Source organism: Streptomyces sp. Z423-1 (assembly GCF_013009255.1).
GTDB lineage: Bacteria > Actinomycetota > Actinomycetes > Streptomycetales > Streptomycetaceae > Streptomyces > Streptomyces gossypiisoli.
Map to the genome: position 1 here is coordinate 5,990,466 of NZ_CP053109.1, position 13,426 is coordinate 6,003,891.

Sequence of the window (13,426 nt, forward strand, 5' to 3'; positions counted from 1 at the left end):
GGCGCGACCAGCCACAACGGACCCGCAGCCGCCCCACAACCTCAAGTGGCTCTCTCTCAGGCGACCTTCTTCGCCTTCTCGATCGCCTCGGCAAGATTGGTCAGCAACGGCGTGCACTTGTCGTACGACAGAATCGGCTCCGGCGAACGCGCAATGACCTGCCCCGCCTCGACCGCGGGCAGCTTCTTCCACGTGCCCTCGGTGATGTCCGCCGGCTGAATCGTCGAGGACCGGTCGTCCATCATGATGATGTCCGCCGGGTACTTGTCGACGTTCTCCCAGCTCAGCGACTCGAACCAGCCCCCACCCTGCGCCTTGGCCTGCTCCGGCGGCTCGACGAAGTTCACGCCGAGCGCCTTGAAGTACTCCAGGTCGATGGACAGGTTGGTGCCGGAGACGTAGAAGATCTCCTGGCTCGCGGAACCGGCCATCACCTTGATCTCGGGCCGGGCCTTGGCCGCCTTGCGCAGCCGCTCGGCCGCGGCCTCGAACTCCTGCTTGGCCTTGACGACCTTGTCGGCCTTCATGTCCGCGCCCAGCGACTCGGCCAGCGCCCACATGCGCTGCAGCGGCTCGGTCATCTGGCGGTCGTAGACGGAGATGGCGACGCTCGGGGCGAGCTTGGCGATCTTGTCCTTGGATGCCTCGGGGACGTACCAGAGGGTGCCCGCGCTGTCGAAGGTGGTGGAGATCAGGACGTCCGGCCGGAAGGCGGCGTACTGCTCGACGTTGAACTGGTCCCAGACGTTGCCGAAGACGGTCAGCTTGCTGACGTCCATGTCGCCGGCCTGGACGTCGGCCTTGCCGTCCTGCGTCTTGGTCGGGCCGAAGACGCCCTTGACCTCGATGCCGTAGTCGTAGAGGGCGGCGGCGACGCCGACGAAGGCGACGATGTTCGTCGGGACCTGGTCCAGCGTCACCGTCTCACCGCGGTCGTCCTTGAACGACCAGGGGCCGGAGGCCTTGGCGGATGCGGATGCCTTCGCGTCCGAGCCGCCGCTGCTCGTGTCTTCGTCGCCGCAGGCTGCGAGCACGGCACCGAGGCCGAGGGCGCCACCGGCGGCGAAGACGCCGCGGCGGGTGAGGTGGGTGGCACGGGCGTTGGACATGAGTGTGGCTGCTTTCGAACAGGGCGGAGGGCCCGCCGGACAATTCGAAGGTAGGTTAGCCTAACCTCAGATCTTGTCCAGGGGGCGGGCCCCCGGGCGTTCGCACCCGTGCACGGCCTGTGCGGCCGGTCGCTCAGCCCGCGAGCCCCAACTCCCGTGCGATCAGCATCCGTTGCACCTCGCTCGTGCCCTCCCCGATCTCCAGGATCTTCGAGTCCCGCCACATACGAGCCACCGGATACTCGTTCATGAAGCCGTAACCGCCGTGAATCTGGGTGGCGTCGCGGGCGTTGTCCACCGCGATGGTGGAGGAGTACAGCTTCGCCAGCGCCGCCTCCTTCTTGAAGGGTTCGCCGGTCACCAGGCGGGAGGCCGCGTCGCGCCACGCCAGACGGGCCGTGTGGGCCTTCATCTCCATATCGGCGATCTTGAACTGGATGGCCTGGTTGGCGCCGATCGGCCGGCCGAAGGCGTGACGTTCCTTCGCGTACTTCAGCGACTCGTCGACACAGCCCTGCGCCAGGCCGGTGGCGAGCGCGGCGATGGCGATGCGGCCCTCGTCGAGGATGCGCAGGAACTGGGCGTACCCCCTGCCCTCCTCGCCCAGCAGGTTCGCCGCCGGGACCCGGACGTCGTCGAAGGACAGCTCCCGGGTGTCGGAGGCGTTCCAGCCGACCTTGGAGTACGGGGGCGCGACCGAGAAGCCCGGCGTGCCGGACGGGACGATGATCGCGGAGATCCGTGGCCCGCCGTCCGGTTTACGGCCCGTCACCGCGGTGACCGTGACCAGGCCGGTGATGTCCGTGCCCGAGTTGGTGATGAAGCACTTGGTGCCGTTGATCACCCACTCGTCGGTCTCCGGGTCCAGCCGGGCCGTGGTGCGGGTCGCGCCCGCGTCCGATCCGCCGTCGGGTTCGGTCAGGCCGAAGGCGCCCAGGATCTCGCCGGAGCACAGCCGGGGCAGCCACGCGCGCTTCTGCTCCTCGGTGCCGAACAGATGGATCGGCATCGCGCCCAGCGAGACGCCCGCCTCCAGGGTGATGGCCACCGAGGAGTCCACGCGGGCCAGTTCCTCCAGGGCGACGCCCAGGGCGAGATAGTCGCCGCCCATACCGCCGTACTCCTCGGGGAACGGCAGCCCGAACAGGCCCATCCTGCCCATCTCGCGGACGATCTCGTACGGGAACTCGTGCCGCTCGTAGTAGTCGCCGATCTTGGGGGCGACGACCTCGTGTGCGAACTCCTCGACCGTGCGGCGGAGTTCTTCCAGCTCGGGGGTGAGGCGGTGGTCCATGATGCGTCACTGCTCCTGGTGGGAGAGGGCTCTTACGGTGCGGGACGGGCTGGGTCGGCCCAGCTGACCGGCCATCCACACGCTGGTGGCGGTGAGACGGCCGAGATCGACGCCGGTGTCGATGCCGAGGCCGTGCAGCATCCACACGAGGTCCTCGGTGGCGAGATTGCCGGTGGCGCTCTTCGCGTACGGGCAGCCGCCGAGGCCGCCCGCCGAGGCGTCGACCGTCGTGACGCCGTGCTGAAGCGCGGCCAGGGTGTTGGCCAGGGCCTGGCCGTAGGTGTCGTGGAAGTGCACGCCGAGGGCGGTGGTGGGGATGTGGCCGGCGTTGAGGGCGGTGAGGAGTTCGGCGACGTGACCGGGGGTCGCCACGCCGATCGTGTCGCCCAGGCTCAGCTCGTCGCAGCCCATGTCCATCAGGGCCTTGCAGACCCGGACGACCTGGTGGACCGGGACGGGGCCCTCCCACGGGTCGCCGAAACACATGGACAGATAGCCGCGGACATGGACCCGCTCGGCCTTCGCCCGCGCCACCACCGGATCGAACATGGCCAGCGCCTCGTCGACCGTGCGGTTGAGGTTGGCCTTCGCGAAGGACTCGGTGGCGCTGGCGAAGACGGCGACGCGGGTGGCGCCCAGGGCCAGCGCCCGGTCGAGGCCACGGGTGTTGGGGACGAGGACCGGGAGGGCGACGGGGAGATGGCTGACTAGCGGGAACAGCTGCTCCGCGTCCGCCAGTTGGGGGACCCACTTGGGGTGTACGAAGCTGGTGGCCTCGATCGTGGTCAGGCCCGCGTCGGCCAGTCGGTGGACGAACTCCGCCTTGACCTCGGTCTGGACCTGCGCCTTCTCGTTCTGCAGGCCGTCGCGGGGGCCGACCTCGTGGATCCGGATCCGGGCGGGCAGGTCCGGGGCCGGTACGACCATCGGGAGGCCGGGTGCGGGGGTGCTCATGCCGTCTCCTCCTCTGCCGGGGCGATGACCGCCAGGACCTGGTCCATGGCGACCGTGGTGCCGGGGCTGACGTCCAGTTCGGTGACCGTTCCGGCGTGCGGGGCGGAGATGACGTGCTCCATTTTCATCGCCTCCACCACCAGCAGGCTCTGACCGGCGCTCACCTCGTCGCCGACCGCCACCTTCACGACCGTGACCGTGCCCGGCATGGGCGCGGTGAGCGAGTCGGCACCGGCGTGCGCGGCGCGGGAGAGGGACGCCTCGACCGGGTCGTGGTCGCGCACGTGCCAGGCGTCACCGTCGCGGCCGAGCCACGTGCCGTCCGGCAGGGCGGCGAAGGTGTGGGCGGTGCCGTCGAGCCGGAAGGTGAACCGTGACTCCACTCCGACCGGGGCCGGACCTGGGACCACTCGGACCGGGGCCCCGGCTTCTGCCGGGGTGGGGCGGGTGACGCCCGACGGGGCCTGGGCTCCGGCTCCCGCCGTGGCTTCGGCTCCTGCCCCGGCCTTGGCTTCCGCCGGGGTGGGGCCGTTGGCGCCCGCCGGGGCCGGGGTTTGGGTTCCTGCCGTGGTTCCGGCTCCTGCCGTGGCTTTGGCTCCGGCCGGGGCTTCGGCTCCTGCCCCGGCCTTGGCTTCCGCCGGGGTGGGGCCGGTGACGCCCGCCCGGGCCAGGGGTTTGGCTCCCGCCGGGGCCGACCCGGTGGCCCTCGGTGCCGGGACCTCTGGCGTGTCGAGCAGCAGCTCGAAGCCGCCGTCCGTCGTGGCGCGCAGGCGTACCGTGACCGGGTCGTGTCCCGGCACCCGGAGGTGGTGTGCCGTCCAGGCCCGCTCGCCGCCCAGGCGCCAGCCCTCGGGGACGGAGAACGGGTCGACCCAGCCGGAGCCCGGGGCGGGCGCGGGGGCCAGTGCGGCCTGGCGTAGGAGTGCTGCGGCCGCGTAGACCTCCGTCGGGACCTCGTCCGCCACGAGGCCCGCCACCTCCCGCTCGACCAGGCCCGTGTCCAGGTCCCCCTCGACGACCGCCGGGTGGGCGAGCAGCCTCCGCAGGAACCCGGTGTTCGTCGGCACGCCGAGGATCACCGTCTCGGCGAGGGCGGCGCGCAGCTTGCGCAGGGCGGTGGCGCGGTCGGGGCCGTACGCGATGACCTTCGACAGCATCGGGTCGTACAGGCTGCCGACCTCGGTGCCCTCGCTGAGCCCGGAGTCGGTGCGCACGCCGTCGCCCTGCGGCTCGCGCAGCCCGAGCACCGTGCCCCCGGAGGGCAGGAAGCCCCGGGTGGGGTCCTCGGCGCAGATGCGGGCCTCGACCGCGTGCCCGGTGAGGGCGATGTCGTCCTGCTCGAAGGCGAGGCGCTCGCCCGCCGCGACCCGCAGCTGCCACTCGACCAGGTCGAGGCCGGTGATGAGTTCGGTGACCGGGTGCTCCACCTGGAGGCGGGTGTTCATCTCCATGAAGTAGTACGCGCTCGGATCCCCGCCCGGGACGATGAACTCGACCGTGCCCGCCCCGACGTACCCGCACGAGCGGGCCGCTTCCACGGCGGCCCGGCCCATCGCCGACCGCGTCTCCTCGCTGAGGAGCACACTCGGCGCCTCCTCGATGATCTTCTGGTGGCGGCGCTGGAGGGAGCACTCGCGCTCACCCAGGTGGACCACGCCCCCGTGCCCGTCGGCCAGGACCTGGATCTCGATGTGGCGGGGCCGGTCGATCCACCGCTCCACGAGGAGGGTGTCGTCGCCGAAGGAGGCGGCGGCCTCGCGCCGGGCCGCCGCGATCTCCTCGTCCAGCCCGCTCAGGTCCCGGACCAGGCGCATGCCCTTGCCACCGCCGCCCGCAGAGGGCTTGAGGAGCACGGGGGCGCCCAGTTCCCGGGCGGCCAGCGCGAGTTCGGGATCGCGGCCGCCGGGGACGACGGGGACTCCGGCCGCCGCCACGGTCTCCTTGGCGCGGATCTTGTCGCCCATGAGGGCGATGGCGCCGGCGGGCGGTCCGATGAAGACGAGTCCGGCGTCGGCGCAGGCGCGCGCGAAGCCGGCGTTCTCGGCGAGGAAGCCGTAGCCGGGGTGGACCGCCTGGGCGCCCGTCGCGGCCGCCGCCCGAAGGATCCGCTCCACGGACAGATAGCTCTCGACGGCCGGCGCCGGTCCGATCCGTACCGCCGTGTCGGCCTCTCGCACGTGCCGGGCGTCGGCGTCGGCGTCGGAGAAGACGGCGACCGAGCGGACGCCCAGCGAGCGCAGCGTACGGATGACGCGGACGGCGATCTCTCCGCGGTTGGCCACAAGAACGGTGTCGAACATCGGTCCCCTCACATCCGGAAGACGCCGAACTGGGGGTCACCCAGGGGCGCGTTGGCGCACGCGGTCAGGGCCAGGCCGACCACCTGACGGGTCTGAAGGGGGTCGATCACCCCGTCGTCCCAGAGGCGGGCGGTCGCGTAGTAGGCATTCCCCTGACGCTCGTACTGCGCACGGATCGGTGCCTTGAACGCCTCTTCCTCGTCCGTGGGCCAGTCCTCGCCGCGCGCCTCCATCTGGTCCCGCTTGACGGTGGCGAGGACGGAGGCGGCCTGCTCGCCGCCCATGACGGAGATCTTGGCGTTCGGCCACATCCACAGGAAGCGCGGCGAGTACGCCCGGCCGCACATGGAGTAGTTCCCGGCGCCGTACGAGCCGCCGACCACGACCGTCAGTTTCGGTACGCGCGTGGTGGCGACGGCGGTGACCATCTTCGCCCCGTGCTTGGCGATGCCGCCGGCCTCGTAGTCCCGGCCGACCATGAACCCGGAGATGTTCTGCAGGAACAGCAGCGGGATGCCGCGCTGGTCGCACAGCTCGATGAAGTGGGCGCCCTTCTGGGCGGACTCGGAGAAGAGGATGCCGTTGTTGGCGACGACGCCGACCGGGTGGCCGTGGATCCGGGCGAAGCCGGTGACGAGGGTCTGCCCGAACTCGGCCTTGAACTCCGCGAACCGGGAGCCGTCGACCACGCGCGCGATGATCTCGCGTACGTCGTAGGGGGTGCGGGGGTCGACCGGCACGGCCCCGTACAGCCCGTACGGGTCGGCCTTCGGCTCCACCGCGGGCCGCACCTCCCAGGGCAGCGCCCCGCGCGCGGGGAGGGTGTCGACGATGTTCCGCACGATGCGCAGGGCGTGGGCGTCGTCCTCCGCGAGGTGGTCGGTGACGCCGGACACGCGCGCGTGCACCTCGCCGCCGCCGAGCTCCTCGGCGGTGACGACCTCGCCGGTGGCGGCCTTCACCAGTGGGGGGCCGCCGAGGAAGATCGTCCCCTGGTTCCGCACGATGACGGCCTCGTCGCTCATCGCCGGGACGTACGCCCCACCGGCCGTGCAGGAGCCGAGGACGGCGGCGATCTGTGGGATGCGGGCGGCGGACATCCGGGCCTGGTTGTAGAAGATCCGGCCGAAGTGCTCACGGTCCGGGAAGACCTCGTCCTGCATGGGCAGGAAGGCGCCGCCGGAGTCGACGAGGTAGAGACAGGGCAGCCGGTTCTCCAGGGCGACTTCCTGGGCGCGCAGATGCTTCTTCACCGTCATCGGGTAGTACGTCCCGCCCTTGACGGTCGCGTCATTGGCGACGACGACGCACTCCCGCCCGCTCACCCGCCCGATCCCGGCAATGACACCGGCGGCCGGGGCCTGGCCGTCGTACATCCCGTCGGCCGCGAGCGGCGCCAGCTCCAGGAACGGCGAGCCGGGGTCGAGAAGGGTGTCGACGCGGTCGCGCGGCAACAGCTTGCCGCGCGCGGTGTGCCGGGCGCGCGCCTTCTCACCCCCGCCGAGCCGGGCGGCGGCGAGCTTGGCGCGCAGCTCCTCCACGAGCGCGAGGTGCGCTGCCTCGTTGGCCCGCCAGGCCTCCGACGCGGGGTCCGCCGCGCCGTGCAGCTCCGGTGCCTGGTCCATCCTGCGGTCCCCTCACCTTGTTAATGAGCGTTAACGCATTTCCTTCAGGTTAACGACCGCTAACCTCGCTGTCTAGAATTGCTTTCATGGCCATGCGAACCGACGCCCCCACCCGCCGCGAACAGATCCTCAAGGAGGCCGCGCGACTCTTCGCCGAGCGCGGCTTCCACGGTGTCGGGGTGGACGAGATAGGGGCGGCGGTGGGCATCAGCGGCCCCGGCCTCTACCGCCACTTCCCGGGCAAGGACGCGATGCTCGCCGAGCTGCTGGTGGGCATCAGCGGACAGCTCCTGACCGGCGGGAAGCGCCGGGTGGCGGAGGCGGACGGGGACGCCGAGGCGGTCCTCGACTCGCTCATCGAGGGCCATATCGACTTCGCGCTCGACGACCGCCCGCTCATCACCCTGCACGACCGCGAGCTGGACCGCCTCCGGGACAGCGACCGCAAGCTGGTGCGCCAGCTCCAGCGCCAGTACGTCGAGCTGTGGGTGGAGGTGGTCCGCCAGGTCTACCCGGACCTCCCCGAGCCGACGGCCCGCTCGGCCGTCCACTCGGTCTTCGGCCTGCTGAACTCGACCCCGCACCTGGGCCGCCCGGGGTCCCTGCCGGGGCGGGGGGCGACGGCGGAGCTGCTGCACCGGATGGCGAAGGGGGCGTTCGCGGCGGCGGGCTCGTAGACGGGCCGGGATGCTGGAGGCAGGATGCGGATCGTCTGTGTCGTCGCCGTCCTGATCACCGCGAACCTGATCAACAACTGGCTCGTGCGCGGCCCCGTCGCGTACGTCCTCACCTGTGTCGCCGCGACGGCCGTCCTGCTGCTGATCGCCCGCTGGGACGGTCTCACCCGGGCCGATCTGGGGCTCGACGCGACGGGGGTGCGCCGGGGTTTGCGGTGGGCGCCCGTCCTGGCCGGTGTCGTGCTCGTCGTCTTCCTGCTCCTCCTCGCCTTCCCAGTGGGCCGCGAGGCACTCCGTGACGCCAGGGCCGCCGACCTGTCCGCCGGTCAGTTGCTGTGGGCGGTGCTGGTGCGGGTGCCGCTGGGCACCGTGCTGCTGGAGGAGACCGCCTTCCGCGGGGTGCTGTGGGCCATGATCCGGCGCCGGCGCGGCACGGCGTGGGCGACCGCCGCCTCGTCGCTGCTCTTCGGCCTGTGGCACCTGCTGCCCTCCCGCGGCCTGGGCAGCGCCAACGCCGCCGTGGGAACGGCCTTCGGGAGCGGCCCGGCGGGCGTGACGGCGACCGTGGCGGTGGCCGTCGTCGCCATGGTCGCCGCCGGGGTGGTCCTGTGCGAGCTGCGTCGCCGCTCCGGCAGCCTGCTCGCGCCCGCGGCCCTGCACTGGGCGATCAACGGCTTCGGCTACGCGCTGGCCTGGGCGACACCTCGGTGGTGGCCGCCCGCCTGAGCCACCGGCGTGACGAGGGTTACTCGTGGATCGGTCTGGACGCCGGTTCCTACCCGCCGGTACGGTAAGTGAGCAAGCGCTTAGACATGTACCCGTGGAGGTGGCGGCGTGCGCCGTACGGTGTTCAACGAGGATCACGAGGCGTTCCGGGAGACCCTGCGCGCCTTCATCGAGGCCGAGGTCGTACCGGTGTACGACGAGTGGTTCGCCGCGGGGCAGGCGCCGCGCGCGTTCTACTACAAGCTCGCCGAGCTGGGTGTCTTCGGCATCCGTGTGGACGAGGAGTACGGCGGCGCCGGCATCGACTCGTACAAGTTCGAGGCCGTGCTCTACGAGGAGACCGCCCGCGCGGGCGTGACCTTCGGCGGCTCCGGCGTGCACGTGCTGCTCGGTCTGCCGTACATCAAGATGCTCGCCACCGACGAGCAGAAGAAGCGGTTCCTGCCGAAGTTCGTCTCCGGTGAGGAGATGTGGGCGATCGCGATGACCGAGCCGGGCACCGGCTCCGATCTCGCGGGCATGAAGACCACCGCCAAGCTGAGCGAGGACGGCACGCACTACGTCCTCAACGGCGCCAAGACCTTCATCACCGGTGGCGTCCACGCCGACCGCATGATCGTCTGCGCCCGCACCGCCGCGCCCACCGCCGAGGACCGCCGCCACGGCATCTCCCTCTTCGTCGTGGACACCAAGGCCGAGGGCTACTCCGTCGGCCGCAAGCTCGACAAGCTCGGGCTCAGGACCTCCGACACCGCCGAGCTGGCGTTCGTCGACGTCAAGGTGCCCGTCGAGGACCTGCTCGGCGAGGAGAACAAGGGCTTCTACTACCTCGGCCACAACCTCGCCTCCGAGCGCTGGGGCATCGCCTACGGCGCGTACGCGCAGGCCAAGGCCGCCGTCCGGTTCGCCAAGCAGTACGTGCAGGAGCGGACCGTCTTCGGTAAGCCGGTCGCCCACTTCCAGAACACCAAGTTCGAACTGGCCGCCTGCCAGGCCGAGGTGGACGCCGCCGAGGCCGTCGCCGACCGCGCCACGGAGGCCCTCGACGCCGGTGAACTGACCCCGGCCGAGGCCGCCAGCGCCAAGCTGTTCTGCACCGAGGTCGCGCACCGCGTCATCGACCGCTGCCTCCAGCTCCACGGTGGCTACGGCTTCATGAACGAGTATCCGATCGCCCGCCTGTACGCGGACAACCGCGTCAACCGCATCTACGGCGGTACCAGCGAGATCATGAAGTCGATCATCGCAAAGGACATGGGTCTGTAAGGCCTACGAAATTACTGGCCAGTAGAAAAGTGGCCATGAGCCAGGCACTACAGGATCTCCTCGATCTGCTCGACCTGGAGCAGATCGAGGAGAACATCTTCCGCGGCCAGTCCCGGTCCGCCGTCGTTCCACGCGTCTTCGGCGGGCAGGTCGCGGCCCAGGCGCTCGTCGCCGCCGGGCGCACGGTCCCCGAGGACCGGCCCCCGCACTCGCTGCACGCGTACTTCCTGCGCATCGGCGACCCCGGCGCGCCCATCGTCTACACGGTCGACCGGCTGCGTGACGGACGCTCGTTCACCACCCGCCGCGTCGTCGCGGTCCAGCACGGCCAGCCGATCTTCGGCATGTCCGTCTCCTTCCAGACGTACGAGGAAGGGATGGACCACCAGACGCCGATGCCGCCCGCGCCCGACCCGGTCACCCTGCCCACCTCCGAGGAACGGCTGAGCGGCTACGGCCACCTCGACGCGCGGGTCGTCGAGAAGTTCCTGGAGGCGCGCGCCGCCGTCGATCTGCGCTACGTCGACGAGCCGCCGTACGGCAGGTTCGGCGAGCCCCGCGCACCGCACTCGCAGGTGTGGTTCCGCACCAACGGCAAGCTCGCGGACGACCCCCTGCAGCACATCGTCCTCGCCACGTACGTCTCCGACATGACCCTGCTCGACTCGGTCCTGCTCGCGCACGGCCGGGGCGGCTGGGCCGTCGGGGACGTCGTCGGGGCCTCGCTGGACCACGCGATGTGGTTCCACCGCCCGTTCCGCGCCGACGAGTGGCTCCTGTACGACCAGGAGTCTCCGTCGGCGTACGGCGGCCGGGGCCTCGGCCAGGCCCGCATCTACACGCAGGACGGCCGCCTCGCCATCACGGTGATCCAGGAGGGCGTCGTACGAGTACCGCGGGCTAGATGAGCCCCGCCTCCGACAGCAGATACACCGTCATCGGGTCGTAGTACCGGGGGCTGACCACATGGTCGTCGAGCGGGACCGTCACCTGGACGGTCCCTTCGGCCTCCGCGATGAACAGGGCCGGGTCGTTGCAGTCGGCGTAGCCGACGGAGTCGACGCCGTGCTGGCCCGCGTAGCCCGCCCAGCCGTGGTCGGCGACGACCAGGTCGGGCAGCGGGCGGCCGTCCCGCTCCAGGGCGGTGAGGATGGCCTTCATCGGCTCGCCCGAGTGGGTGTGCCACAGGGTGGCGCCGTGCTCCAGCATCGCCACGTCCGCGAACTGCATGACGTACCCCTCGTCCGTCTGCAGCCCGTCCGGGATCACCACGATCTCGCAGCCGGCGGTGCGCAGCGCCGCCGCCGTCGCCCGGTGCACGTCGAGGAGCCCGCCCGGGTGGCCGGTCGCGAACAGCACCCGCTGCTTGCTGTCCGCCGCCTTGCGCAGCCGGGACGCGAGGCGCTCCAGGGCGGCGACCGTCAGCTCGGGGTCGATGGTGTCCTGGCCGTGCCGGTACTCCGGGTCGTCGTTCACGCCGACCCGCTCCGCCATCACCGCGAGCACGTCCTGCTCGTCGGTCCAGCGGTCGCCGAGCTCCAGGCCGAGCCAGAAGTTGCGGACGCCGTTGGACAGCTGGCGGTAGTGGGAGAGGTTGTTCTCACGCGGGGTGGCGACGTCGCCCGCGATACGAGTCTTCACGAGGTGCTCGACGAGCTCGGCGCGGCTGGGTGTCCCGGGTATCGGCATGGCTCTTATTGTGCGGTACGCGCCCGGACCCGTTCCCGACGTCCCGCACGCTGGGACGTGGGTCACTCACCTGCGGTCACCCCGGTCACAGCCGCCGCAGCGCGAACCACAGCTCCATCCGCACGTCCGGATCGTCCAGATCGCTGCCGAGCAGCGCCGCGCACCGGGCGATCCGTTGCCGCACGGTGTTGCGGTGGACGGACAGGGCGACGGCGGTGCGGTCCCAACTGCCGTGCAGGGAGAGCCAGGTGCGCAGGGTGTCGGTGAGGGCGGGGTTCGTGGTGAGGGGAGCGAGAAGGGCGGTGGCGTGGGCCTCCGCCTCGGCCGCCGGAACCAGGTCGGTGAGGCCGGGGCGGCCGGTGCCGTGGTGGGCCAGGGGAGTGCGGGTGGCGCGGGCGCGGGCCAGCGCGCGGGCCGCCTGGGTGTCGGCGGCGGGCCACTCCCCGGGGTCGGCGGGGGCGCTGACGCCCAGGGTCCAGCCGGGGTGCGGGGCCGGTTCACGTTCGGCGGGCAGCAGGACGCGTACGACGTCCTCGGCGAGGTCCACCAACGGCGAACCCAGCGCCGCGCCGAGCGCCGAGGCGGCGACCGGGTCGGGGGCGGTCGTGTCGGGCCGCGCGTGCACGACCAGCCACCGCCCGGCACCGAGCAGCGGGGCCACGGCCTCCGGCTCGGCACCCAGCAGCAGCCGCACCAGCGCGGAGGAGCGGGCCGCGCCGGTGCCGCTCTGGTGTTCGCCGGTGAGGAGGGAGAGGAGCACGGCGGCGACGGAGGCGATGGCGTGATCGGCGGGGTCGCGGTGCGGGGCGGCCACGCCGAGCACGAAGCCCTGTCCGGCGCCGAGGGCGTAGGCGGAGAGGTGGGTGCCGGTGATGGTGTCGGTGGCGGAGGTGGGGGAGGGGGATGGGGATGGGGATGGCGAAGGGGCGGGGGTCGGGCGCGCCGGGCTTGCGGTCGGTGGGGTGGTGCGCGTGGGGGTGGTGGTCGGTGGGGTGGTGCCGTAGCGCTCGCCGCCCGGCGTAGGCCCGCCTCCGGTCCCGCGCTCGCCGCTGGTCCCGCGCTCACTGCCCGGCCCGCGTTCGCTGCCGGTCCCGCGTTCGCCGCTCGTCCCGCGTTCGCTGCCCCGCCCGCGCTCACCCCGCGGCCGTACCACCCCCGCCAGCTCCTCCAACCCCCTGCGCACCTCGTCCCCCGGCGGCCTGCCTGCCGTGGTGATCGGGCCGCCGTCGGGGCCGTACAGCACCGCCCATCCCCCCACCCGCTGGGCCAGTTGCCGCAGCACGGACGGCACCGGGTCGGGACGGGATGCGGCGGCGGCGAGGCTCTGCTGCGCCTCCGTCACGCGGCGGAGTTCGGCGTGCCGGGCCTGCGCCATCAGCTGCCAGACCGCGCGGGCCACGCCCGAGAACGTGGTCTGCGGCGGCACCTCCAGCAGCGGCAGCTCGTACGTGTCGCAGGCCGCGACCAGCGCCCGTGGCACCGTGTCGTGCACCGGAGCCAGGCCGAATCCGAGCGCCGCACCGCCCGCGGCCACGATCCGGGAGACGTAGTCGTCGAAGTAGGTCCCCGAGCCCGCCGCCTCCGGGATGTGCACCCCGGCCGTCAGCAGGAGTTCGCCGCCCAGCAGATAGGGATACGGGTCCGACATCTCCGAGGTGTGCGCCCAGTGGATCACGGTCTCCGGATCGGTGGGCCCGGCGACTTGCCGCAGGGCCAGATCCTCGCGGGCCAGCAGGGACGCGAGAGGCACGGGTGGCGTGGGCGGAACGGCGGGATCGGGCATGGT

Annotated in this window: 11 protein-coding genes; 4 read left to right on the forward strand and 7 right to left on the reverse strand. The window is 71.9% G+C overall.

The window, feature by feature from the left end; genetic code table 11:
- Positions 1-56: 56 nt before the first annotated feature.
- The 5 genes from HJD23_RS26920 to HJD23_RS26940 all read right to left on the reverse strand — a co-directional run bounded on the left by HJD23_RS26920 (position 57) and on the right by HJD23_RS26940 (position 7,282).
- Entirely contained in the window at positions 57-1,109 is a 1,053-nt protein-coding gene (locus tag HJD23_RS26920) for an ABC transporter substrate-binding protein (RefSeq protein ID WP_171113983.1), read from the reverse strand.
- 133 nt (positions 1,110-1,242) lie between these two features.
- A complete protein-coding gene (locus HJD23_RS26925; protein WP_171113982.1) occupies positions 1,243-2,403 on the reverse strand; it encodes an acyl-CoA dehydrogenase family protein in 1,161 nt (386 codons plus the stop codon).
- A gap of 6 nt (positions 2,404-2,409) precedes the next feature.
- Positions 2,410-3,357: a hydroxymethylglutaryl-CoA lyase gene (locus HJD23_RS26930; protein WP_171113981.1), complete on the reverse strand. Its 948-nt coding sequence runs from the start codon at positions 3,355-3,357 to the stop codon at positions 2,410-2,412.
- Complete coding sequence (locus HJD23_RS26935; protein WP_171113980.1) at positions 3,354-5,657, reverse strand: biotin carboxylase N-terminal domain-containing protein; 2,304 nt, start codon at positions 5,655-5,657, stop codon at positions 3,354-3,356. The genes HJD23_RS26930 and HJD23_RS26935 overlap by 4 nt, the downstream gene beginning before the upstream one ends.
- An 8-nt stretch (positions 5,658-5,665) precedes the next feature.
- Complete coding sequence (locus HJD23_RS26940) at positions 5,666-7,282, reverse strand: carboxyl transferase domain-containing protein (protein ID WP_171113979.1); 1,617 nt, start codon at positions 7,280-7,282, stop codon at positions 5,666-5,668.
- Positions 7,283-7,368: 86 nt separating this feature from the next.
- On the opposite strand from HJD23_RS26940, the gene HJD23_RS26945 reads away from it, so the two are divergent.
- The 4 genes from HJD23_RS26945 (at position 7,369) to HJD23_RS26960 (ending at position 10,859) form a co-directional block, all read left to right on the forward strand.
- Complete coding sequence (locus HJD23_RS26945) at positions 7,369-7,959, forward strand: TetR/AcrR family transcriptional regulator (RefSeq protein ID WP_171113978.1); 591 nt, start codon at positions 7,369-7,371, stop codon at positions 7,957-7,959.
- Between the two features lie 24 nt (positions 7,960-7,983).
- A complete protein-coding gene (locus tag HJD23_RS26950) occupies positions 7,984-8,685 on the forward strand; it encodes a CPBP family intramembrane glutamic endopeptidase (RefSeq protein WP_171113977.1) in 702 nt (233 codons plus the stop codon).
- A gap of 108 nt (positions 8,686-8,793) precedes the next feature.
- Complete coding sequence (locus tag HJD23_RS26955; protein ID WP_171113976.1) at positions 8,794-9,951, forward strand: acyl-CoA dehydrogenase family protein; 1,158 nt, start codon at positions 8,794-8,796, stop codon at positions 9,949-9,951.
- Positions 9,952-9,986: 35 nt separating this feature from the next.
- On the forward strand, positions 9,987-10,859 hold the full coding sequence (locus tag HJD23_RS26960) for an acyl-CoA thioesterase II (RefSeq protein ID WP_171113975.1): 873 nt from the start codon (positions 9,987-9,989) through the stop codon (positions 10,857-10,859).
- Here HJD23_RS26960 and HJD23_RS26965 read toward each other — a convergent pair.
- On the reverse strand, positions 10,852-11,640 hold the full coding sequence (locus tag HJD23_RS26965) for a phosphatase (protein ID WP_171113974.1): 789 nt from the start codon (positions 11,638-11,640) through the stop codon (positions 10,852-10,854). The genes HJD23_RS26960 and HJD23_RS26965 overlap by 8 nt on opposite strands.
- Before the next feature lie 85 nt (positions 11,641-11,725).
- The gene (locus HJD23_RS26970; RefSeq protein ID WP_171113973.1) at positions 11,726-13,423 is read right to left on the reverse strand and encodes a PucR family transcriptional regulator; all 1,698 of its coding nucleotides are present in this window, start codon (positions 13,421-13,423) and stop codon (positions 11,726-11,728) included.
- Between the last annotated feature and the right edge of the window lie 3 nt (positions 13,424-13,426).

Coding starts and splice junctions, on each gene's coding strand:
- HJD23_RS26960 (WP_171113975.1), top strand. CDS start 9,987: ATGAGCCAGGCACTACAGGATCTCCTCGATCTGCTCGACCTGGAGCAG.
- HJD23_RS26950 (WP_171113977.1), top strand. CDS start 7,984: ATGCGGATCGTCTGTGTCGTCGCCGTCCTGATCACCGCGAACCTGATC.
- HJD23_RS26945 (WP_171113978.1), top strand. CDS start 7,369: ATGGCCATGCGAACCGACGCCCCCACCCGCCGCGAACAGATCCTCAAG.
- HJD23_RS26940 (WP_171113979.1), bottom strand. CDS start 7,282: ATGGACCAGGCACCGGAGCTGCACGGCGCGGCGGACCCCGCGTCGGAG.
- HJD23_RS26930 (WP_171113981.1), bottom strand. CDS start 3,357: ATGAGCACCCCCGCACCCGGCCTCCCGATGGTCGTACCGGCCCCGGAC.
- HJD23_RS26970 (WP_171113973.1), bottom strand. CDS start 13,423: ATGCCCGATCCCGCCGTTCCGCCCACGCCACCCGTGCCTCTCGCGTCC.
- HJD23_RS26925 (WP_171113982.1), bottom strand. CDS start 2,403: ATGGACCACCGCCTCACCCCCGAGCTGGAAGAACTCCGCCGCACGGTC.
- HJD23_RS26935 (WP_171113980.1), bottom strand. CDS start 5,657: ATGTTCGACACCGTTCTTGTGGCCAACCGCGGAGAGATCGCCGTCCGC.
- HJD23_RS26965 (WP_171113974.1), bottom strand. CDS start 11,640: ATGCCGATACCCGGGACACCCAGCCGCGCCGAGCTCGTCGAGCACCTC.
- HJD23_RS26920 (WP_171113983.1), bottom strand. CDS start 1,109: ATGTCCAACGCCCGTGCCACCCACCTCACCCGCCGCGGCGTCTTCGCC.